General features: G+C 65.6%; 23 protein-coding genes. 19 read left to right on the top strand and 4 right to left on the bottom strand.

Translation table 11 applies throughout. The features are described from left to right. The first annotated feature begins 98 nt into the window (after window positions 1-98). Genes TVB01_RS06805 through TVB01_RS06785 form a run of 5 tightly spaced genes read left to right on the top strand, consistent with a single transcriptional unit; the run spans window position 99 to window position 3,785 of the window. The gene (locus TVB01_RS06805; protein WP_422455152.1) at window positions 99-1,370 is read left to right on the top strand and encodes a hypothetical protein; all 1,272 of its coding nucleotides are present in this window, start codon (window positions 99-101) and stop codon (window positions 1,368-1,370) included. After that, on the top strand, window positions 1,355-1,852 hold the full coding sequence (locus TVB01_RS06800) for a hypothetical protein (RefSeq protein ID WP_422455150.1): 498 nt from the start codon (window positions 1,355-1,357) through the stop codon (window positions 1,850-1,852). The genes TVB01_RS06805 and TVB01_RS06800 overlap by 16 nt, the downstream gene beginning before the upstream one ends. A gap of 21 nt (window positions 1,853-1,873) precedes the next feature. Next, entirely contained in the window at window positions 1,874-2,761 is an 888-nt protein-coding gene (locus TVB01_RS06795) for a hypothetical protein (protein ID WP_422455148.1), read from the top strand. 58 nt (window positions 2,762-2,819) lie between these two features. Further along, window positions 2,820-3,296, top strand: a complete 477-nt coding sequence (locus TVB01_RS06790) for a hypothetical protein (RefSeq protein ID WP_422455146.1) — start codon at window positions 2,820-2,822, stop codon at window positions 3,294-3,296. A 9-nt stretch (window positions 3,297-3,305) separates the two neighbouring features. Continuing rightward, entirely contained in the window at window positions 3,306-3,785 is a 480-nt protein-coding gene (locus TVB01_RS06785) for a hypothetical protein (RefSeq protein WP_422455144.1), read from the top strand. Window positions 3,786-3,797: 12 nt separating this feature from the next. Here the strand turns inward: TVB01_RS06785 and TVB01_RS06780 are convergent, their stop codons facing one another. Beyond that, on the bottom strand, window positions 3,798-5,048 hold the full coding sequence (locus TVB01_RS06780) for an RNA polymerase sigma factor (RefSeq protein ID WP_422455142.1): 1,251 nt from the start codon (window positions 5,046-5,048) through the stop codon (window positions 3,798-3,800). A gap of 13 nt (window positions 5,049-5,061) precedes the next feature. Next, the gene (locus TVB01_RS06775; RefSeq protein WP_422455140.1) at window positions 5,062-5,505 is read right to left on the bottom strand and encodes a YciI family protein; all 444 of its coding nucleotides are present in this window, start codon (window positions 5,503-5,505) and stop codon (window positions 5,062-5,064) included. A gap of 172 nt (window positions 5,506-5,677) precedes the next feature. Between TVB01_RS06775 and ligA the strand changes: the two genes are divergently transcribed. Together ligA and TVB01_RS06765 are read left to right on the top strand one after the other, a co-directional pair. Then, window positions 5,678-7,897 carry an NAD-dependent DNA ligase LigA gene (ligA, locus tag TVB01_RS06770; protein ID WP_422455138.1) on the top strand — a complete coding sequence of 740 codons (2,220 nt, stop codon included), beginning with the start codon at window positions 5,678-5,680 and terminating at the stop codon, window positions 7,895-7,897. Next, the gene (locus tag TVB01_RS06765) at window positions 7,894-8,694 is read left to right on the top strand and encodes an inositol monophosphatase family protein (protein WP_422455137.1); all 801 of its coding nucleotides are present in this window, start codon (window positions 7,894-7,896) and stop codon (window positions 8,692-8,694) included. Before ligA ends, TVB01_RS06765 begins: the two co-directional genes overlap by 4 nt. A 6-nt stretch (window positions 8,695-8,700) precedes the next feature. Here TVB01_RS06765 and TVB01_RS06760 read toward each other — a convergent pair whose 3' ends face one another. After that, window positions 8,701-9,069, bottom strand: a complete 369-nt coding sequence (locus tag TVB01_RS06760) for an ArsR/SmtB family transcription factor (protein ID WP_422455135.1) — start codon at window positions 9,067-9,069, stop codon at window positions 8,701-8,703. A 147-nt stretch (window positions 9,070-9,216) separates the two neighbouring features. Between TVB01_RS06760 and TVB01_RS06755 the strand changes: the two genes are divergently transcribed. From TVB01_RS06755 to TVB01_RS06735, 5 genes are read left to right on the top strand one after another with little or no spacing between them, the layout of a single operon-like run. Further along, window positions 9,217-10,818 carry an ABC transporter substrate-binding protein gene (locus TVB01_RS06755; RefSeq protein ID WP_422455133.1) on the top strand — a complete coding sequence of 534 codons (1,602 nt, stop codon included), beginning with the start codon at window positions 9,217-9,219 and terminating at the stop codon, window positions 10,816-10,818. Next, window positions 10,788-11,843, top strand: a complete 1,056-nt coding sequence (locus TVB01_RS06750) for an ABC transporter permease (protein ID WP_422455131.1) — start codon at window positions 10,788-10,790, stop codon at window positions 11,841-11,843. The genes TVB01_RS06755 and TVB01_RS06750 overlap by 31 nt, the downstream gene beginning before the upstream one ends. Continuing rightward, a complete protein-coding gene (locus tag TVB01_RS06745) occupies window positions 11,836-12,711 on the top strand; it encodes an ABC transporter permease (RefSeq protein WP_422455129.1) in 876 nt (291 codons plus the stop codon). The genes TVB01_RS06750 and TVB01_RS06745 overlap by 8 nt, the downstream gene beginning before the upstream one ends. Next, a complete protein-coding gene (locus TVB01_RS06740) occupies window positions 12,708-13,616 on the top strand; it encodes an ATP-binding cassette domain-containing protein (RefSeq protein ID WP_422455127.1) in 909 nt (302 codons plus the stop codon). The genes TVB01_RS06745 and TVB01_RS06740 overlap by 4 nt, the downstream gene beginning before the upstream one ends. After that, entirely contained in the window at window positions 13,606-14,316 is a 711-nt protein-coding gene (locus TVB01_RS06735; RefSeq protein ID WP_422455125.1) for an ABC transporter ATP-binding protein, read from the top strand. Before TVB01_RS06740 ends, TVB01_RS06735 begins: the two co-directional genes overlap by 11 nt. Here the strand turns inward: TVB01_RS06735 and TVB01_RS06730 are convergent. Then, a complete protein-coding gene (locus TVB01_RS06730; protein WP_227894898.1) occupies window positions 14,313-14,564 on the bottom strand; it encodes a hypothetical protein in 252 nt (83 codons plus the stop codon). The two genes, TVB01_RS06735 and TVB01_RS06730, sit on opposite strands and share 4 nt — an antisense overlap. 314 nt (window positions 14,565-14,878) lie before the next feature. Here TVB01_RS06730 and TVB01_RS06725 point away from each other — a divergent pair, with 314 nt between their 5' ends. The 7 genes from TVB01_RS06725 to TVB01_RS06695 all read left to right on the top strand — a co-directional run bounded on the left by TVB01_RS06725 (window position 14,879) and on the right by TVB01_RS06695 (window position 21,210). Then, complete coding sequence (locus tag TVB01_RS06725) at window positions 14,879-15,325, top strand: TraR/DksA family transcriptional regulator (protein ID WP_422455123.1); 447 nt, start codon at window positions 14,879-14,881, stop codon at window positions 15,323-15,325. Between the two features lie 110 nt (window positions 15,326-15,435). Beyond that, a complete protein-coding gene (locus tag TVB01_RS06720; RefSeq protein WP_422455121.1) occupies window positions 15,436-15,930 on the top strand; it encodes a GNAT family N-acetyltransferase in 495 nt (164 codons plus the stop codon). 168 nt (window positions 15,931-16,098) lie between these two features. Continuing rightward, window positions 16,099-16,395, top strand: coding sequence for an Asp-tRNA(Asn)/Glu-tRNA(Gln) amidotransferase subunit GatC (gene gatC, locus TVB01_RS06715; RefSeq protein ID WP_227894895.1), 297 nt, complete (start codon window positions 16,099-16,101; stop codon window positions 16,393-16,395). 8 nt (window positions 16,396-16,403) lie between these two features. After that, a complete protein-coding gene (gatA, locus tag TVB01_RS06710) occupies window positions 16,404-17,906 on the top strand; it encodes an Asp-tRNA(Asn)/Glu-tRNA(Gln) amidotransferase subunit GatA (RefSeq protein ID WP_422455119.1) in 1,503 nt (500 codons plus the stop codon). After that, complete coding sequence (gene gatB, locus TVB01_RS06705; RefSeq protein WP_422455118.1) at window positions 17,906-19,423, top strand: Asp-tRNA(Asn)/Glu-tRNA(Gln) amidotransferase subunit GatB; 1,518 nt, start codon at window positions 17,906-17,908, stop codon at window positions 19,421-19,423. Before gatA ends, gatB begins: the two co-directional genes overlap by 1 nt. A 126-nt stretch (window positions 19,424-19,549) precedes the next feature. After that, window positions 19,550-20,440 (top strand): aminoglycoside phosphotransferase family protein, encoded by an 891-nt coding sequence (locus TVB01_RS06700; RefSeq protein WP_422455116.1) that lies wholly within the window; start codon window positions 19,550-19,552, stop codon window positions 20,438-20,440. Window positions 20,441-20,475: 35 nt separating this feature from the next. Continuing rightward, window positions 20,476-21,210 (top strand): hypothetical protein, encoded by a 735-nt coding sequence (locus TVB01_RS06695; RefSeq protein WP_422455114.1) that lies wholly within the window; start codon window positions 20,476-20,478, stop codon window positions 21,208-21,210. Window positions 21,211-21,227: the final 17 nt, after the last annotated feature.

Genomic DNA, 21,227 nt, shown 5'->3' with positions numbered 1-21,227 from the left:
CTGAGGCCTCTGGTAACGGCCGGTCATCTGCACCGGATGCCCCGGTGCGCGGCAATGGTTCTGGTGCTGAACCGCCGTCGGGTAAGCCCGGGCATGCCGTGCCGGAGGACCGCACGCCGTCGGGCAAGACCACGGAAACGTCTGCTCCAGCGGCCCACGTGGACGTCGACGACGCCCGCCCGGGTGGAAAGGGCGATCCCGACGATGTGCGCCCTGGTGCTGCAGCGGTTGATGATGCTGCCGCCGGACCGCGGAACGGTGCCGCTGATTCGCCCACGTCAGCTGATGCGCCGCATGCACCGGATGCACCGGATGCGCCTGCGCCCAAGCCTGTGGTGCACTACGACGCTGATGGCCGGGTAGAGAAGGTTGAGTTCGGGGACCGCACTCATACTGTCTCGACCCGGAACGACCAGATTGCGCAGCTGAAGCGTTCCCTGGATCCTGCGACGTGGAAGAACACTGACGGTTTCCTTGCGACCCATCTCTCGCCGTCTGAGTTTCAGGCCCTGGACGGGTTGCGCGGCCCGGGCGGTAAGCTACCGCCGAATGTGGTGGAGACGCAGGTTGCTGACCTGTTGGAGAAGGCTTTCGACGGCGAGTCCCGCGGACCGGTTCGCCCCGGTGCCGGCCCGCTGGAGAACGCGCTGCGGGGCATCCCGACCCGCTACTACTACGACCTGACCGATGCGCAGGCGATCATGGTCCACGACGTCCGGCATTTGCTCGGCAGTGGGGACATCAGCCAGCCGTTCCAGAAGATCATGGGGGCTGACGATGCCCGCCTTGTCCTGGCCAATGAGGACCTCTATGCAGGCAGCATGGGCGGGTTCATCTCGCAGGCGTCCGACACGTCCTTATTGCGAACAGTAGACGAGATTATCCTGGGTCTGCGGTTGGACTACGTCCTTCCCAACAATGCCGGAATGCCATACCGGGTGGGGGAAACGGAAGCAGTCTATGCGGTCCGATTCCACGCCCAAAAGGCGGCGCCTATCCACATCCCGGACTATTCCAACCATCTCCGCGTCGAGGAACTGCGCCGTGACCGGGTTGCAGAGCAGATCAGAGAGGCCGACGGAAAGCTCACGCCCGAAGACATCCGGCTCACGGAACAGGACATTGCAACCTACCGGGAACACGCGAATACCGAATCGGGAGCAGGAACACTTGCTGACCGCGCGGAATGGCCGAACACCGGTCATGGCCTTACGAGCAGCAGGGTTGACGCTTTGCCTGTGGTGCCGGAACTCAAGGTCGACAGGGGTGTGATAATGGAATCAGGTGCCGAAATGTGGCGGATCGACAGGGACGGAAACGAAGTATTAGTGGGAGTCTTTAATCAAAAAACTGGATGGATGAGCCTGTAATTATGTGGAGAAAAGACGGGACAAAACTCACCGGAAATTACGGGACATGGAAGGGGCGAGAATTTGAGCTTTGGTCCCTGAAGCCATATGAAGGGTATTTGACCCTGGTGCAGAACGGCGGCGATTCGCCAGGCCCGGAATGGCACACCGCAACCTTTCCGAACCGATTTGCAAAAACTCCCCTTACCCACAGCCTGGATGTCCCGGCAGACGAAGTTACCAACCGCCACAGCATTGAGGTCACCGGCAACATGGGCCCGGGACGTAACTTCATGGTCATCGCGGAAGACCATGAAGGGAAGCTGGCCGTGGAAAGCATCGACCCGATGGCTGCGCAGTACAAGCGCCAACTTATCAACAACCACAACTTCAAGCCGTTTAGCGAGAACGAACCGTTGGAACATGTATTCGTTGCCGGCTGGCTTCCTGCTGACCGTATTCGGGATATCAACGTAGAAACTATTCCATTTGGCAGTGACTGATTGATCTACCGAAGGGTAGTAATGAATTTTTTTCAGAAGGCATTGAGTCCGGCGCAGGTTGAGTACCTGGTGGGTGGGAACCGGGATACAGTGTCGGGGTTTGTGGTGAATGCCGGGGATGCCGTGAACGCGCGGACCCCGGAGGACTTGTTCGAGGTTCATGGCCTGGATTTCCCGGGATCGCCGTGGGACCGGGCTGCCGGATACGTTGACGTGCTGCGGTTCCAGGTGCCGCTGTCCATCCACGTGCACGATGCTGCGGGCCCGGAGTTCGTGGACCGTCCGCCGTTTACGGGGACTGGTTTCGCGGCGTGGTCCGGTGGTGTGGTGCCGGTGTATTTCCTGGATGAGTGTGCCATTCCGCCGGGTGCTGAGTTGTGGCGTATCCGGGCCGGGCAGCCCGAGGAACTGATTGCCGTCTATTTTGAGGTGGCGACCGGCTGGGGTGTTTCCGATGCTTCAGGGATTTCCCGGCCTGGTGCGCATACTCCATCGCACATTATGGGCTGGTCGGCGGTCTGGCAGGGGCAGGTGTTCCGTGCTGATTTGGTGGACGAGGGCCGCTCCGTTGAAGTGGCGGCTACGTCGGATCCCGGGGTGGAAGGTTTTGAGCGGACCCCGAAGGGGGTCTGGCGCCGGACGGTGGGACTGGGGGAGATCCAGGACTTTTACGAGCTGCTGGCGACGTGTTCGTGGCAGGGGGAGCCCTTCCGCGTCACCGACGTTGCCCAGGGTGAGGACGGGCAGGTCTACCGGTTGTTCTATACCGGGCATAACGCTGACCGGGCTGAGGGTTTGGGGCTGAACAAGGCTGATGCCGGGGTGTACTGGACGGTGGTGCCGGAGTCGCAGGTGCAGGATGTTCAGGTGGTCCAGAACCGGTTGCCGTCGCTGGCGTTCCGGGGGTGACCCGGTGACTAGATTGCGACTGGTCCCGCCTCTTCCCAATACGGGAGACGAGGGAAGGATGGCCGAGCCTGATTACCCGCGGGCGCAGGAGTACCTGCCCAACGGGATGCGGGTCCCCGGGATGTACGGTGTGCTGAAGGGTGAGTGGTTTATGGCCAATCCATTGGGCCACGGACGGCTGCTTCTTTACACGCCTGCCGAAGAATCCCCGGGGGACCAATGGCATCCGTCAGATGGTTCGGATGACAGCGGCAGGCCCTTGTCCTGGTCCCGGGAAGTCGCAGAAGGCGACCTGGACCGCCTGGTGCGCGTCTCCGTGCTGGCCACTTGGCGAGGGCTCGGGTTGGGCATCCATGACTACATCGGAGAGACGGTGTACTCCTTTGTCGATGGGGCCCCGAAGGAGGAACAGATTCGGCGAGGAGAAATCCCGGAGATCACTATTGCCGGACGGGGCGAGTATCACGGAGCGTTCCGCTGGGAAGACCTCAGCGACGTCGTTCTGACCGAGCATGACCTGCTGAAAGTGAATTAGCCTCTAACCATGTGGATGGCTGACGGGACTAAGCTCTCTGGAAAATACGGCACCTGGAATGGGCATGAGTATGAGCTTCGCTCCACGGACCCCATGCGCGGGCTCATCTATTTGGTCCAGGAGGGTGGTGAATCGCCCGGTCCGGAATGGAAACGGCATGACTACGGGGAAAGATTCCCAGGACCGGCCGTTGCGTACACGCTGGGTGTACCACCGGAGGACGTAACAGATATCCATGCCGTCACGGCTACGGGAGAGCTAAGGCCCTGGCGGGTTATGGAGATTCACGCCGAGGACACGGAAGGAAATTTGGCGGTAGTCGTCGGTAATGACTTCTCGGCGGAGCAGAGAATGGACCTTGTTGAAGACCACGGTTTTCACACGTTCCATAACGAACCGGTTCAAAGAAGCGCCGTTTTTGGTTGGCTGCCTGCCAGCATGATCCACAACATCAAATCCAAGGTGCGTTGGCGGAAGGACGCCAACTAATCCGCAGTGCATTCACTGCCCTGCAGCGCGACGCTCCAGGACCTCCCGCTCCCGGTCATTGTGCGCCAGAGAGGCGGCAACACTGAATTCGGTCCGTGCCTCTTTCATCCGGCCGAGCCGGGAGAGCAGTTCACCCCGCACGCTGGGCAGCAGATGCGAGCCGCGGAGCGCACCCGAGGCAGCAAGCCGGTCCACCATCTCCAGAGCCGTTGCCGGACCGGTCGCCATGGAAACCGCAACGGCGCGGTTCAGTTCCACCACAGGAGACGGTGCCAGCCTGCCCAAAGCCTCATACAGCAGCACGATCCGCTGCCAGTTCGTACCCTCGACACTCGGCGCAACCGTGTGGCACTGCGCGATCGCGGCCTGCAGGGCATAGTTACCCCGGCCCCGCCCCAGAGCATCAGCTTGGGCCAGGGCAGCCCGTCCGCGCTCAATCTGTGCTCGGTCCCACAGCGTGCGGTCTTGGTCGGCAAGCAGAACGGGGGAGCCGTCCGCACGGGTCCGGGTGCGGAACCTCGATGCCTGGAACTCCATCAGGGCCACCAAAGCGAGCGCCTCCGGCTCCCGCGGAACAAGCCGGGACAGCAGCCGGCCCAGCCGCAGTGCCTCTGAGGCCAGGTCCTGGCGCATCCACGACGTCCCGCCGGACGCAGCGTACCCCTCCGTGAACAGAAGGTAGATCACGGCGAGCACCCCGCCGAGCCGGTTGCGCCATTCATTCGATTCCGGAACCTCGAACGGCACCTTGGCCGCGGCCAGCGTCTTCTTTGCCCGGACGATCCGCTGCTGCACCGCGGCCACCGGAAGCAGGAACAGCCGCGCGATCTCCCCGGTGGAGAGTCCGCCCACAATCCGTAGGGTCAACGCCACCTGCGCTTCACGGGACAGCACTGGATGACAGGCCACAAAAACCAGTTTCAGGACGTCGTCCGGCAGGGGATCCCACTCCGGATCGGCAACGTCCTCCAGGCTCCTGCCCAGATCCGCGTAACGGTCCTGAAGGCGTTCCGCCCGCCGCCATGCATCAATGGCCTTGCGCTTGGCGACGGCGGTGAGCCAGGCCGCCGGATTCCGCGGCACTCCCTCGGCCGGCCACTGGGCCAGGGCCTCAGCCACCGCTTCTTGGGCAACATCCTCCGCCAGCCCGACATCCCCGGTGGCACGGGCCAGCGCCGCGACAATCCCGGCACCGTCAATCCGCCACATGGCGTCTATCCGGTGGCGGACCGCCGCGGCGGTGTCCTCACCAGCCCAGTCCATGGATGCCATGACCTTAGGGGTTCTCCGCGCGCAGCTTCTCTTCCTGCTCGCGCCAGCCTTCTTCCTTCTGGATGTACTCGTTGTTGGAGAAATCTTCGAAGTCGGAGGCATCTGTCACCCGCCGGACTTCCAGCTTCGATCCGGGGCCAAGCGGGCACCGGCCCGCCCACTCCGCTGCTTCTTCCTTCGAGGAAGCCTGGATGATCCAGAAGCCGTTGAAGAGTTCGTGGGTCTCGCCGTACGGGCCGTCGGTGACCAACGGTGGCTCCTGGGAGAAGTCGACCACGAAGTTGTTGTCCTCCGTGACCTCGGCCAGCCCTTCCCCCGCCAGCAGGACCCCGGCATTAATCATCGATTCGTTGTAAGCGCCCATCCGGTTGATGGCCTCTTCAAACGGCACATCTTTGTAAGCTTCGACGCCGGCATCAGTGGAACGCATAATCATCATGTATTTCATGGCATTCTCCTGCTCGTTGGGGGAGCGCTTTGTGCGCCTCCTACTATGCCGTCGAACGGCCCGCACGGATATCGACAGCCAGCGGGAATTTTTTCCCGGACCCGGGACGCGCGGCAGCCGGCAGGTTCCGCACAGCTCCCGCCGCCGTCGTACATACGGCAAGATTGGGTAGGTGAGCACAGCTAAGACCTCCCCAGAAGAAGCCGTCGATGCCGTCAGCACGGACACGCCGCCCAGCGACAGCCTGCGGGAAGAGTATGAGACTCTTTCCGACCAGGTGCGGAAGTACCGTTTCGCGTACTACAACGAGGACGCCCCGCTGGTTTCCGATGCCGAGTTCGATGAGCTGTACCGTCGGCTCGAGAAGCTCGAGGCTCTCCATCCCGAACTGGTGACCAACGATTCCCCTACCCAGGAGGTCGGGGGAGAGGTGTCCGCGGCGTTTGCCCCGGTGGAACACCTGTCCCGCATGTACAGCTTGGAAGACGTGTTCTCACTGGACGAACTCGATGCCTGGGTCAAGCGCGCCGAAGCCTCCATCGCGTCCATCGCACCGGACTCGAAGGTCCGGTGGTTGACTGAACTGAAGATCGACGGCCTGGCGGTGAACCTGCTCTACCGCAACGGGGAACTGGTCCGTGCGGCAACCCGCGGCGACGGCACCACCGGTGAGGACATCACCCACAACGTGCTCACGATTGCCTCCATTCCGCGCCGCCTTGAGGGCGAGAACCTTCCCGCAGAGGTGGAAATCCGCGGCGAGGTGTTCATCCCTTCCAAGGAGTTCACCCGTCTCAACGAAAAAATGGTCGACGCCGGGAAAGCGCCGTTCGCGAATCCGCGCAACGCTGCCGCCGGGTCGCTGCGGCAGAAAGACCCGAAGGTCACCGCGGAACGCCCGCTGAGCATGTACGTGCACGGCATCGGGGCCCGGGAGGGTCTGGGGGCCGCCAGCCAGTCGGAAACCTACGAGCTGCTCAAGGCCTGGGGCCTGCCCACCTCCCCGTATTACAAGGTGCTGGACACTTATGACGAGGTCCTGGAGTTCATTGCCGTCAACGGCGAACACCGGCACGACCTGGCCCACGAGATCGACGGCATTGTGGTCAAGGTGGACGACTTCGCGCTGCAGCGCGCCCTCGGCCACACCTCCCGGGTGCCGCGCTGGTCCGTGGCGTACAAGTACCCGCCGGAGGAAGTGAACACCAAGCTGCTGGACATCCGGGTCAACGTGGGCCGCACCGGCCGGGTCACCCCTTACGGCATCATGGAGCCGGTCAAGGTAGCCGGGTCCACCGTGGAGATGGCCACGCTGCACAACCAGGACGTGGTGAAGGCCAAGGGCGTGAAAATTGGCGACACCGTGGTCCTGCGCAAGGCCGGTGACGTCATCCCCGAAATTGTGGGACCCGTCGCCGCACTCCGCGACGGTTCCGAACGCGACTTCGTGATGCCCACCCACTGCCCCTCCTGCGGCACGGAACTGAAGCCGGCCAAGGAGGGCGACGTGGACATCCGCTGCCCCAACGCCCGTTCCTGCCCGTCCCAGCTGCGCGAGCGCGTGTTCCACCTGGCCGGCCGCGGCGCGTTCGATATTGAAGCCCTGGGCTGGGAAGCGGCCATCGCGCTGACCTCGCCCGCCGAACCCGAAAACCCGCCGCTGACCAGCGAAGCCGGTCTGTTCGATCTCAAGGTCGAAGACCTGGCCGACGTCCGGATCGAACGGCCCAAACGCTCCAAGGGTGTAGTGGTCGGTACTGAACTGGTTCCGTACTTCTACACCAAGGGCTCCGCCAAGAAGCCCTCCGAACCCTCCGCCAACACGCGGAAGCTTTTCGAGGAGCTGGAGAAGGCCAAGTCCCAGCCGCTCTGGCGCGTCCTGGTGGCACTGTCCATCCGGCACGTGGGCCCGACGGCGGCACGCGCCCTGGCCACTGCGTTCGGCTCCATGGAGAACATCCGGGCAGCCACCGAAGAGCAGCTCGCGCACGTGGACGGCGTGGGCCCGACTATCGCCGCGGCGCTGGAGGAATGGTTCGCCGAAGACTGGCACGTTGAAATCGTCGATTCCTGGGCCCGTGCCGGCGTCCGCATGGCCGATGAACGGGACGAATCCCAGCCCCGCACCCTGGAGGGCCTCACGATCGTGGTCACCGGAACCCTGCCGAACTTCAGCCGGGACGAGGCCAAGGAAGCGATCATCACCCGCGGCGGCAAGGCCTCCGGCTCCGTCTCGAAGAAGACCGACTACCTGGTGGCGGGGGAGAACGCCGGGACGAAGCTGGACAAGGCTGAGTCGCTGGGGGTTCCCGTGCTCGACGAGGACGGGTTCCGCCAATTGCTGGAAAACGGACCGCTGGACAAGCCAGAAGCTGAGGAAACCACGCCATGACCGAAGCGCCCGCCCCTGATCCGCTGGAACTGCTCGACGTCGCCCGGCAGGCAGCTGCAGCCGGAGCTGCTGTGCTGGCCAAACGGTCGGAGGCGGGGCTGCACGTCGAGAACAAGGGAGCCCCCGGAGACTGGGTTACCGCCTATGACACCGAGGCAGAGTACGCCGTCCGGGACGTGATCAACCGGATGCGTCCCTTTGACGCGGTCACCGGGGAAGAGCTCGAAGCCAGCGTTCCCGAGGATCCCTCCGGTATCCGCTGGTCGGTGGACCCGCTGGACGGGACCACCAACTTCATCCGCAACATTCCCTTCTACGCCACGTCCGTGGCCGCGGTGAACGCCGACGGTGACTGGCTTGCCGGGGCGGTCCACGCTCCGGCGCTGGTGCGCGTCTACTGGGCCGCGCGGGGCCACGGCGCGTGGCTGGCCGAACACGGCAGCCTGCGCCGGCTTTCCGGGCCGGACCCTGAGCGCACGGGCAAGCTGCTGGGCACGGGATTCTCCTACGAACCGGAGGTCCGCACCGAACAATATGCCGGACTCGCGGAGCTGATGGAGGGCTATGCCGACCTGCGGCGGCTGGGCTCGGCCGCGCTGGACCTGTGCATGGTGGCCGACGGCACGCTGGATGCCTATGTGGAGCGCGGCCTGAACGAGCACGACTTCGCCGCCGGCGCGCTTATCGCCGAGGAAGCGGGCCTGACGGTCGGCCGTCCCGGCTCGCCCCACCGCAGAATGGACGACGCCGAGCGGCTGGCCGCGGTGACCACGGCCTGGCTGATGCCGTCCTCCTAGGAGGGATCAGGCGTGCCCGAGTGCGTTGGTATGCTGTGCGCTCATCTCAGAGTGCGGAGCTCCAATGACGTGGAGCAGCCTGTGCAGGGACTCGTCCACGATCCGGTAGCGGTGCTCCCGGCCAACCCTCGTGGCCTCCACCCATTCGCGGTCCCGCAGCCTGCGCAGTGACTGGCTGACCACAGTCTGGCTGACTCCTGAGGCGGCTGCCAGCCGGGTCACCGTAATACCGGGGCTGAAATGAAGGCAAAGCAGAAGCCGCAGCCGGGTAGGATTGGAGATCAGCTCAAACCGGGTGCACCACGCGGCAACGTCCACCGCGCCGAGTGCGTGCGCCGCGGGGTCTCCGAAGGCGCTGCCGGACGAGGATCCCATGAGCCCACCCCTTCCACGTTGCGGCCGCGGACGGATTCCGGTGTGAAGCGTCCCTTCCATGCCTGAACCCTAGCTGGGCTGAGGACAGGGGTCGAGAATTGATCCACCAATAGCTGCACACGTATGCATACGTTGAGGAGTTCCCCGATGCCAGCAGGAAAGCACCGGAACAGGGTTTTGGCGGTTGGGGCCGTGTTCATCTTCTCGGCGGTGGCGGGCTGCAGCGGAACTCCGGGGGAGACAACCGGACTCATCCTGGCGGACGCAAACGAACCCGGACAGTTCAACCCCATAGGCGGTCACGGGGACAGCGGCCAGTCACAGATCTACGACGGGCTGCTGCGGCTTGCCCCCCACGAGGGGTCTTCATCCCTGCCGGGGCTGGTTCCCTGGCTGGCAACGGACATGCCGGAGAGCAATCCCGAAGGAACCGAATGGACTGTCCAGGTCCGCTCCGGAGTGACGTTCACCGACGGTACGGAGCTGGACGCCGGTGATGTCGCAGCCACGTACAGAGCCGTGATCGATCCCGCCTCAGCCTCCGAACTGGCCGCGTCCTACGACATGCTGCAGGACGTCGAAGCCGGCCCGGACGGCACGGTCACCTTCACCCTGAAGTACCCCTACGCCGGATTTCCCAGCCGGCTGCTGCTGGGCATCGCTCCGTCCGAACGGCTGACTCCGGGTCTGGCGGCAGAGTCCGCCCTGAACACAGACCCCGTGGGGACCGGCCCCTACAAGGTGACCTCGCTCCGCCCGGGCGAAGCGGTCCTTACGGCCAACGAGGATCACTGGAACGGTGCTCCCGACGTGGAAAATGTCACCATCGTCCACGTGCCGGATGACAACTCGCGGGCCCAGCGGCTCCAGTCCGGGGAAATCGACGGTACCGTCCTGCCGCCGCTCCTGGCCGCCCAGTATGAGGGCAAATCCGGATACATTTACGAGGCCGTCAAGACGGCCGACTGGCGTGGGCTGTCGCTGCCTGCGGACAGTGCCTTTGCCACTGACCCGGCCGCAGTTATGGCCATGAACATGGCTGCTGACCGCCAGGGCATGGTGGACCATGTCCTGGGCGGGCGCGGCAAACCCGCCCATACTCCGGTGGCTGACATTTACGGGGAAGCCTTCGACCCGGATGCTGTGTTCGATTACGATCCCGAGGCAGCCGGGCAGCTGCTGGACGAGGCCGGCTGGCTGCCCGGCGAAGACGGCATCCGGACCAAGGACGGACAGCGCGCCGGGTTCGAGGTTGCCTACAACGCCACGGATACGCTCCGCCGGGACCTGGCGCTCGCGTTTGCCTCTGACATGTCCGAACTTAGCGTGGACGTCACCCTCCTGGGCACGGACTGGAATGTCATTGAGGACCGCCGCCGGGAAGTGGGCATCCTGCTGGGCGGTGGAGACAAACCCTATGATCTGGACACGCAGCTCTTCGAAACCCTCCACACCCCCCTGCCGGGAGGATCGCCCTTTGCAAACCCCGGCGGCACCGGCAGCGCGGAAATGGACGCCCACCTCCAGGCCGCCCGCAGCAGCCTGGACGCCGGCGAACGCACGGAGCACTATCTGGCCGTCCAGGACCTGTACATCCAGGACCCCGGCTACGTCATGCTCGCTTTTGTCGACCACAACTATGTCCAGGAGGACCAGGGCTGGAAGAATGTCCAGACCGTACTGGAACCGCACGCCCACGACGTCGGCTGGGGCTTCTGGTGGAGCCTTCGCGACTGGACCCGGGACTAGCACCGGTGCACGGCTTCGAGGCAGTGTCCCGGCCGATACGACGGCGCAGGCGCCTGCATGAGGTGCGCGTGATCGTCCTGCGGCGTCTGGGCCTGGGCGTGCCTGTAGCGGTAGGCGTTTCCCTTCTCGTCTTCCTGCTCGCCAGCGTCTCTCCGTTCGATCCGCTCGCCGCGTACCTGGGGGACCGCTTCGCGCAAACTTCCGCGGCCCAGCGCGAGGTGCTCTCGGAATCCCTGGGGCTGGGCACCTCCTGGATCCAGGCGTGGTGGCACTGGGGAACCTCAGCACTGTCCGGTGACCTGGGCTATTCCCGGGTGTTCCGCCAGCCGGTCGCGTCCGTGATCTCCGAACGGCTGCTCTGGACGCTGCTGGTGGCGGGAACCGGGCTGGTCCTGGCAGCCCTCGGTTCGCTGCTGATCGCTTCCCGGTGCGCCCGCCGCCCCGGAGGCGTCCTGGACCGGGCTGCTGCGGCTGCGGCAACATTGCTGCAAGGACTGCCGCCGTTTGTGATCTCGCTGGGACTGCTCGCGGTTTTCGCCCTGGGCCTGGGGCTCCTTCCCGGGGGAGGACTGAGCGATCCGGGCACGGAGCCTACTGCCGGGCAGGTGCTGCGCCACATGATCCTCCCCGTTGCGGCTACGTCACTTTCACAGCTTCCGTGGCTGGTGCTTTCCCTGCGGGCTTCCACCAACGAGGCGCTCGCTTCCGACGCCGTGCGTGGCGCGCGGCTGCGCGGACTGAGCGAAAAGACCGTCGTCCGCAAGCATGTGATGCCCTCTGCCCTGGTTCCTTTCATAGCCGTCCTTGGCTCCCGCCTTCCGGAGGTCATCGTGGGGGCCGTGCTGGTGGAGACGGTCTTTTCCTGGCCGGGACTGGCTGCAGCTGTGGTTTCCTCAGCGCAGGCCCTGGACTTTGCGCTGCTGGCGGCCTTGACGGTGCTGACAACGGTGACCGTGCTCGCCGGTTCACTGATCGCAGACCTGTTGTATGTCTGGATTGATCCGAGGGTGACCGCCGATGTCTAGCACTGTGGAAGCCGCCGGAGCAGCAGGTCTCCGTCTCACCGGTCCCGCCGTCCGGAAGCGGGGATTCCGCGCAGCCGGCACGGTGCTCGGTGTTGCCGGTCTGGTGCTGATCGCGGCCTACGCTGTCTTCGTTCCGATGCTTGCCGGCACGGACGCAAAGCTGACCGATTTCAGCTCCGCCCGGCTTCCGCCGTCGGCTGCACACCTCTTCGGAACCGACCACGCGGGCCGTGACCTGTTCATCAGGCTTGCCTCCGGGCTGCGTGTCTCACTGCTTATCGCAGTTGTCTGCGCGCTTGCCTCGATGGGGCTCGGGATGCTGATAGGGGCTGCCTCGGCGACGCTCGGCGGCCGCACGGACCGACTCGTCATGCGGGCCATCGACGGCATCAACGCTGTGCCCCATCTGCTGCTGGGGGTGGTGATTGTTGCGATGTTCCGGGGATCGGTGACAGCCATTATCGCCTCGATTGCGCTCACGCACTGGACGCAGGTCGCGAGGATTGTCCGCGCCGAGGTCCTGTCCCTGCGCAGCCGCGAATACGTGGAGGCTGCCTACCTCCTGGGCTCGACGCGGGGAGAGGTACTGCGGCGGCATTTCCTTCCGGGAACGCTGGCACAGGGAGTGGTGGCAACGGTGATGCTCCTGCCGCACGCCATCTGGCACGAGTCCACGCTCTCTTTCCTGGGCCTGGGCCTGTCTCCGGACCAGGCATCCCTGGGAACGCTCTTGAAGGAAGCACAGTCGGAGGTAATGCTCGGCGGCTGGTGGGCGCTGGTGTTCCCGGCACTGCTCCTGCTGCTGACCACCCTGGCCGTGGCCGCCTGCGGGAACGGAATCCTCTCCCGGACGGAAGGAAGACAATGAACAGCATCGCCATCCGCGCTGAGGGGCACACTGTACGCATTCCCAGCCGCGGACGTCGGGGCACAGCCTGGGTCCACGCGGCCACCGACGTGACCTTCAGCGCGCACCGTGGCCGGCTGCATGCCCTTGTTGGCGAATCCGGCTGCGGGAAGACTACCTTCGCCTCCGCCATCCTCGGTATGCTCCCTGCCGGTACTGTGGCCGGCGGCCGGTTGGACTACGTGGACGCCTCCGGCACCCGGACCCCCCTGACCGCGGGCCGGGACGGAGCCGCCCGGGCGGCCGCGCTGCGCGGGCGGGTCATCGGCTATGTTCCCCAGTCCCCGGCAACCTACCTGACGGCGGTGCGGACCGTGGGGTCCCAGCTGCGGGAAACGGTCCGTGAGCTTGAGGGACCGGCCAGCCCGCAGGAACTGCTGGCACGGGTGGCTCTGGACACCGGGGCACTGGACGCGTTTCCGCATGAGCTCAGCGGCGGAATGCTGCAGCGGGCGGCGATCGCCTTCGCCCTGGCCGGCGGGCCCGAGGTCCTGCTGGCTGATGAACCGGTGTCCGGACTTGACCCTGACCTGGCGCGGCTGACCTTGGGGATGCTGCGAAGCGTTGCCGATGCAGGGGCCGCCGTCGTCCTCATCACGCACGATCTGCAACTGCTTGCCGACGCCGGCACGGCGGACGAGGTATCCGTCATGTATGCCGGGCGGATGGTGGAGACCGGGCCTGCCGTCGAGGTCCTGGGACTGCCGGCCCATCCCTACACCCGGGACCTGCTCGCGGCCTTGCCCGCCAACGGTCTTCAGGCCATGCCCGGCACCTCCCCGGAGCTGACGGACCTTTCCGCGGACTACCGCTATGCCGACCGGCTTATCGCCGCCGAGCAGCCGGAGGGAAACTATGCCAGCTGAACTCCGTGCCCAGAACGCGGGTTTCTCTTACGGCACCACGCCTGTCCTGCGCAATGTCACCATCAGCGTCCCGGCCGGAGCGCAGATCGGCCTCACGGGGCCTTCGGGCAGCGGCAAGACGACGCTGGCACGCATCCTGGCGGGCCTTCTCCCGGCCGAGGCTGGAACAGTGACGCGCAACGGCCAGCCGGTGCGCAGGGCGAAAGGAGGCCCCTGGGGCGGCATTGCCATGCTGTTCCAGTCACCGCGGGCTTCCTGCAGCCCCCGTCTGACCCTGGACCGTGTCATCGCAGAGGGCCTGCGGGGATCACGCCGGAAGGAAGCAGACGTCCGTGTGCGGGAACTTGCCGGGCAGGTGCAGCTGACGGCGGACCTGCTCGGAAGGTACCCGCGCGAAGTGTCCGACGGCCAGCTCCAGCGCGCCTGTCTTGCAAGGATGCTCGCTGCTGAACCCGATTACCTGATCTGCGATGAGGCAACCGCGATGCTGGATGCCGCCACCACCGCGCTGATCGTACGGGTTATCAGCAGTGAGGTCGCTGCCCGCGGCATGGGTGTCCTGGCGCTCAGCCATGACCGCACGCTCCTTGAGGCGTGGTGCGACGCAGTTACCGGGCTGGAAGCACTGTCAGCTGCAGGCCCGGGTCCGGGTGTGGGCCCCCGGGGATCGAGCCTGGTGGCCCACACCGGGCTGGATTAGTACGCGCCGGTCCAGGACGGCACGGCGGTTTTGGAGTCCACCGAAATCTTGTCGCGGTCCATCACGATCACGTGGCCCTTCCAGTAGTGGAAGTTATCCACCACGGCGTCCTCCATGACCTGGACAATGACTCCCATCTTGCTGCAGCCGTCGCAGCGGCTGGCGCCCATGACCCGGAGCTTCACGGAGCTGATGCCCTTTTGGCAGCTGACGATCATGCCCGGTGCAAGCCGGATTTCCTGCTTCATGTCTACCCCCAGTGTCAGACCTGCGTTCCGAGACCAATCAGGAACGGTGAGGCGAGACTAGTCCCTCCGCAGCAGGAATCGGAGCGTTCCGGAGTACCTGATTTTGCAGAACAGCAGAATTGTGGATTGCTTGCGCCTGTCTTGAGGCAATCTTGAGCTTTCACCCCAGAAACCACACGCGGGACCACCTGCCACAGGTTCCGGGGGCAGTATTACGCCTTGAGGAAAGCACACGCTCCGGGTACGGGTTTTCCACACCCGCACGCGGATAATTGAGGGACTCAGCGAGATCCATGGACCCGGGAGGACGCACCATGCCACGTAAAGTCACAGCGGCATCGCGCAAGTTGGCACCAGCAGTCACCACGCGTGTCCAGGAACCCAAGCCGCAAACGCCCCGCAGCCTGGACAGTTCCCGTTTTGCCGGCATCATTGATGAGCACATCAACGATGCCCGGGCGAAGATTGACACAGTCCTGGCTGATATCCGGGAAGTCACTGCAGCAGCCAAGGACACCCCGGCGGATGACGAACACGACCCCGAAGGCACCACGGTTTCCGTGGAGCGGGCCAACGAAGTGTCCATGCTCGCCGCACTCGAGGCGTCCCTGGCCGAATTGCTGGAAGCGAGGGTAAGGCTCGACGACGGCGCCTACGGAATCTGCGAACGCTGCGGCGAGCCGATCCCCGAAGCCCGGCTGGAAATCCGGCCCGAAGCCCGGTTCTGCGTGGCCTGTGCCGCCGCTGCCCGGCGGCGCTGACGCCCAAACCCAGCCGCCTGTGCCGAGCGTCACCAGCGGCAGGAATGAGCCGCTGCGGCCGATAGAATCTACCGTGGAAATCAACCCCCACGTAAGGATTCGTAACACCAATGAGCATCACCGTCCGGCGGGCAACACCGGCTGATTATGAAGACATCCGCCGGATCACCCGCGACGCGTACCTCAAGGCCGGGTTCATTGAGGCTGACAATCCCTACGTCCAGGAACTTGAAAACGTAGAACACCGTGACGAGCACGCCGAACTCTGGGTTGCCGAGAAAGACGGGGTCGTTGCGGGTTCCGCAGCGGTCACCTTCGCCGGCCAGCCGTACACCGACATCGCAATCGAAGGTGAGCTGGAGTTCCGCATGCTGGCCGTCGACCCTGCCGTGCAGCGCGCGGGAGTGGGCCGTGCCCTGGTCGAGGCAATCGTGGAGCACGCCCGCAGCCTGGAGGGAATCCACGCTGTTTCCCTCACCAGCATGACCAGCATGCTCGGCGCGCACAGCATGTACCTGTCCCTGGGTTTCAAGCGGGTGCCGGAACGCGACTGGACCGTTCCCGGCGAGGACTACATCCTCTGGGTCTTCCGGCTGGAACTGTAACGGTCCGCAGCTCCCAAGGGGACCGGCGGCGCAGGCTGCTTTCCGGCTGATCCGGTGCAGCACTGCCGCCGCGCCCCCGGCCCACCCGAACCGGAGGCACAAACGCCGTAGACTGGTACGGATACCGGCGTAAGGCCGAAAATACTGCATAAGACGCATGGGAGACTCATGTCTGAGATCAATCGTGAGGCCGTGGCGCATCTGGCGCGGCTGGCCCACATTGAGATGACCGATGACGAGCTGGACAAAATGGCCGGCGAGCTGGACGTCATCGTGGATTCGATCAAATCCGTAAGCGAAGTTGCCGGCGAGGACATCCCGGCCACCTCCCACCCGATCCCGCTGACGAACGTGTTCCGCGAGGATGTTGTGGGGCAGACGCTGACCAATGAGCAGGCCCTGTCCGGCGCCCCGGACAACGCCGAAGGCCGCTTCAAGGTCCCTGCCATCCTGGATGAGGAGTAAAGACTTCCATGAGTGAACTGATTACCTCTCCCGCTGCCGTCCTGGCAGAGAAGCTTGCCGCACGCGAGGTCTCCGCCGTCGAGGTCACCCAGGCCCATCTGGACCGGATCGCGGACGTGGACGGCGAGATCAACGCCTTCCTGCACGTCAACACCGACGAGGCGCTTGAAGTCGCCGCCGGTGTGGACAAGGCCCGTGCCGCCGGTGAAGAACTGCACACCCTGGCCGGCGTGCCCATCGCCATCAAGGACCTGATCGTCACGGTGGGCCAGCCCACCACGGCCGGATCCAAGATGCTCGAGGGCTGGATGAGCCCGTACGACGCGACCGTGATTTCCCGGATCCGCGCTGCACGCATGCCGATGCTCGGCAAGACCAACCTGGACGAGTTCGCCATGGGTTCCTCCACTGAGCACTCCGCCTACGGCCCCACCCGCAACCCGTGGGACCTGGACCGGATTCCGGGCGGCTCCGGCGGCGGTTCCGCTGCTGCCGTCGCTGCCTTTGAAGCGCCGCTGGCCCTCGGCACGGATACCGGCGGCTCGATCCGCCAGCCCGCGTCCGTCACCGGTTCCGTGGGCGTGAAGCCCACCTACGGCGGCGTCTCGCGCTACGGTGCGATCGCCATGGCCTCCTCGCTGGACCAGATCGGCCCGGTCTCGCGGACCGTCCTTGATGCTGCCCTGCTGCAGGAAGTCATCGGCGGCCACGACCCCCGGGACTCCACGTCGCTGACCGACCCGGTGGGCAACCTGGTGGAGGCCGCCCGCAACGGCAGCGTCGCCGGGATGCGCATCGGCGTCATCAAGGAACTGCAGGGCGAGGGCTATCAGCCCGGCGTGCAGGCCCGCTTCGACGAGTCGCTGGAACTGCTCAAGGACGCCGGAGCGGAAATCGTTGAGGTTTCCTGCCCCAACTTCAAGTACGCCCTGGGCGCCTACTACCTGATCATGCCGTCGGAGGCATCGTCGAACCTGGCGAAGTACGACGGCGTCCGGTACGGCATGCGCCGCCTGCCCTCGGACCCGCCGCTCACCATTGAGCGCGTGATGGGCGCGACCCGCGCCGCCGGTTTCGGCGACGAGGTCAAGCGACGGATCATCCTGGGCACCTATGCCCTGTCCGCCGGCTACTACGACGCCTACTACGGCTCGGCACAGAAGGTCCGCACGCTGATCCAGCGTGATTTCAACGCTGCGTTCGCCCAGGCTGACGTGCTGATCTCCCCGACGTCGCCGAACACCGCGTTCAAACTCGGCGAAAAGCTCGACGATCCGCTGGCGATGTACCTCAACGACGTCGCAACGATTCCGGCCAACATGGCCGGCGTTCCCGGCATTTCCATTCCCGGCGGCCTGGCCGACGGACTGCCGGTGGGCATCCAGTTCCTGGCACCGGCCCGTGAAGATGTGCGCCTCTACCGTGCCGGCGCGGCACTTGAAGGCCTGCTGGAGCAGAAGTGGGGCGGCCCGCTGCTGGCCTCGGCACCCGTACTCGGAGGAGTGAAGTAATGTCCGTGCACACCCAGGAAGAGACCCTTCCCTTCGACGAGGCCATGGAGAAGTACGATCCGGTGCTCGGCTTTGAGGTCCACGTGGAGCTCAACACCAAGACCAAGATGTTCTCCGACGCCCCGAACATCTTCGGCGATGAGCCGAACACGAACGTCACTCCCGTGGACCTGGGCATGCCCGGTGTCCTTCCGGTGGTGAACAAGACCGCCGTGGAGTACTCGATCCTGATCGGCCTGGCGCTGAACTGCAAGATCGCCGAATCCTGCACCTTCGCCCGGAAGCAGTACTTCTACCCGGACACCCCGAAGAACTTCCAGACCTCCCAGTACGAAGATCCCATCGCGTACGACGGCTGGCTGGACATCGAGCTGGAAGACGGCACCGTGTTCCGCGTCGAAATCGAGCGTGCGCACATGGAAGAGGACGCCGGAAAGCTCACCCACATGGGCGGCTCCGCCGGACGTATCCAGGGCGCCGACTTCTCCCTGGTGGACTACAACCGGGCCGGCGTTCCGCTGGTGGAAATCGTCACCAAGCCGATCGAAGGCGCCGGTTCCCGTGCGCCGGAGCTCGCCAAGGCCTACGTGGCCGCGATCCGCGAAATCGTGAAGAACCTCGGCGTCTCCGATGCCAAGATGGAGCGCGGCAACGTCCGCTGCGACGCCAACGTCTCCCTGCGCCCGCACGGCCAGGAAAAGTTCGGCACGCGGTCCGAAACCAAGAACGTGAACTCGCTGCGCGCCGTCGAGCGTGCCGTCCGCTTCGAAATCCAGCGGCACGCCGCCGTGCTGGACTCCGGCGAGAAGATCGTCCAGGAAACCCGCCACTGGCACGAGGACACCCGCTCCACGACATCGGGCCGGCCGAAGTCCGACGCCGACGACTACCGGTACTTCCCGGAGCCTGACCTGCTGCCCGTCGTCACCACGGAAGAATGGATCGAGGAGCTGCGCTCCCGCCTGCCCGAGCCGCCGGCCGAGCGCCGCAAGCGGCTGAAGACCGACTGGGGATACTCGGATGCCGAGTTCCGCGACGTCGTCAATGCCGGTGTCATGGAAGCCATCGAGGAGACCATCGCCGCGGGCGCCTCCGCCCAGGTGGCCCGCAAGTGGTGGATGGGTGAAGTGGCCCGCCGCGCCAAGGAAGCCGAAGTGGATCCGGTGGACACCGGCGTCACCCCCGAGCTGATCGTGGAACTGGACCGCCTGGTCCAGGCCGGCAAGATCAATGACAAGCTGGCCCGCCAGGTCCTGGACGGCGTCCTCGCCGGCGAAGGCACTCCGGAGGAAGTCATCGAGAAGCGCGGCCTGGCCGTGGTTTCCGACGACGGCGCCCTGCTCGAAGCCATCGATGCAGCCCTGGCTGCAGCACCGGACGTTGCGGACAAGATCCGCGGCGGCAAGATCCAGGCCGTCGGCGCGATCGTCGGCGGCGTTATGAAGGCAACCCGCGGACAGGCGGACGCCGGCCGCGTGCGCGAACTGATCCTGGAACGCCTGGGCGTCTCCGCCTAGCACTGCACCACACCCGTACCGGCCCCGGCCCGGTGCTGACGGTCAATCGACCTGATGCGCCGGATCCGGGGCCGTTCGGCGTTTACCGCCGTGCCCTAGCGTGTGCTGCCGGGGTAGGGTGCTGGCATGCCAGCGTCCCAGCTCAGGGTTGATGCCGAGCTGGTCCGCGGCCTCCTGCACGCCCAGCAGCCGCAGCTGGCAGATCAGCCGCTGGTGGAAGTGGGGGATGGCTGGGTCAACCACGTCTTCCGGCTTGGCCGTGAGTTTGCCGTCCGGCTGCCCCGGCGGCAGGAAGCTGCCGTCCTGATGGCCAAGGAACAGCAGTGGCTGCCCATGCTCACGGCAGGGCTGCCCACGGCCACCTCTGTTCCGGTGTACTGCGGGGCACCCCAGGAGCCCTATCCCTATCCCTGGAGCATCAGTGCCTGGTATGACGGGCTCGACGTCTCCCTGCAGCCCAGGGGCCGGAACTTGGGGCTGGCCGCTCCGCTGGCAGAATTCCTCAACGCCTTCCACACTCCCGCGCCGCCGGACTACCCGCGCAACCCGGCGGTAGGCGGTCCGCTGGCGTCCCGCGATGCGGCTGTCCAGGAACGCCTGCATGCGGGCATGGTGCCGCGCGCAGCCCGGGTGGGTGAACTCTGGGCGGAGGCGGTGGCGGTACCCGGCTGGAACTCGGACCCGGTATGGCTGCATGGGGACCTGCACCCCGCCAACCTCATCGCCGGGAACGGAACGCTCCAAGCCGTCATCGATTTCGGGGACCTTACGGCAGGGGATCCCGCCGCTGACCTCGCCTCGGCGTGGCTGGTGTTCGAACCCGCCGGACGGCGTGCCTTCCGCAGTGCATTGGGTCCCCGGTACGACGCCGATCCTTATCTCTGGCTGCGGGCCCGGGGCTGGGCGCTGTGCATGGCTTCGAATCTGCTGGCAGCGGCCCCGAACCACCCCGGACTCTATCTGGTGGGCTCGGAAACCCTCATGGAGATCCTCACCGATGACCTCTCTTGGCTTTAGCCCGCCGGCGCCGCGAGTGCGTGCCAGAATGGGCTATGCCCAACTCCTGGAGACACTCCGTCCGCGTCCAGACCGAAGGCGACGGGCACGTCACCGAGGACGCCTGCGGGTTTACCGGGGCCAGCGCCTGGGTCATCGACGGCGCCACTTCGCTGCTGCCCGAACTGGATCTTCCCGGTGCCTCAAATCCCTCCTGGTACGCCCGTACCCTGGACCTGCTGCTGTCTGAAAGCAGCGGATCCCTTGGCCGCACCGAGGCTACGGGCTCAGAAGCCGGGAGCGTCCTGGACCAGGCCCTTCGCCGGGTGGATAGAGTGGCGGAAGAACGGGCAGCAGGGGAGCGGACCCGTTTCCCGAGCGCCGCGCTGGCCCTGGCGCAACTGACCACCAACGGCGTGGAGGTCCTGGTGCTCGCCGACTGCCATGCCGCTGTCGAATTGGAGGACGGATCCGTGATCCATGTAACCAGCGAGCCGGCCGACCTGCGGGTGCACCGGGAACATCCGGCCGACCCGGAGCAGGCACGCGAACTGCTGCGCCGGGACCGCGAACTGCGGAACACCCCCGGGAGGCTCTGGGTCGCGCGCCGCGAGCCTGAGGCAGTGCAGCACGCCCACCTGGTCCGGCTTCCGCGTCCTGCCCGTGTGGTGCTGGCCTCCGCCCGGGCCGGGGGCGCCGGGGGGGGGGGGGGGGGGGGCCGGTGCCGCCGTCGTCCATCATCGGACCGAGGCACTGGCACTCCGGCGGGCCGGGGACGGCTTCGCGATTGAGGTTGCAGGGGAGGACG

It is taken from the genome of Arthrobacter sp. 7Tela_A1, from assembly GCF_049311065.1.
GTDB lineage: Bacteria > Actinomycetota > Actinomycetes > Actinomycetales > Micrococcaceae > Arthrobacter_B.
This window is presented reverse-complemented; position numbering and strand designations above follow the sequence as displayed.